Origin of the sequence: Campylobacter sp. B0100352/1, from assembly GCF_020135855.1 — a bacterium.
Classification (GTDB): domain Bacteria; phylum Campylobacterota; class Campylobacteria; order Campylobacterales; family Campylobacteraceae; genus Campylobacter_D; species Campylobacter_D taeniopygiae.
On record NZ_JACHTP010000123.1, the window covers coordinates 1 to 303 of the forward strand.

1 pseudogene is annotated in these 303 nt (G+C 28.1%); it reads right to left on the reverse strand.

What is annotated here, in order from left to right:
- Positions 1 to 303, reverse strand: a pseudogene (locus H2279_RS08820) (hypothetical protein); the annotation flags it as partial.

Consider the following 303-nt stretch of genomic DNA (forward strand, 5'->3'; position numbering starts at 1 on the left):
CATTTGAGCTTAATTCTTGTAATGCCTGAGAGGCTTTTGTGAGAGTTTCTTCATATCCTTGTGGAAGCAATTTATTATAAAATCTAAACTTTGCTAAACCTTTGATAGAAAAAATATCAAGTATCATATTATCATCACAAGTATAAAAAGTATCTTTGTTTATGAGAGAACTTGTATCTATGATAGTATTGGTACTAAGTAATAAAATTCCCATTTTATAAACCCTTGCTATACAAGGCTTGTAATGATGTGGTTTAAAACCAAAATGAACCGAGTTAAAATTTTCATATATTATTCCGTTTT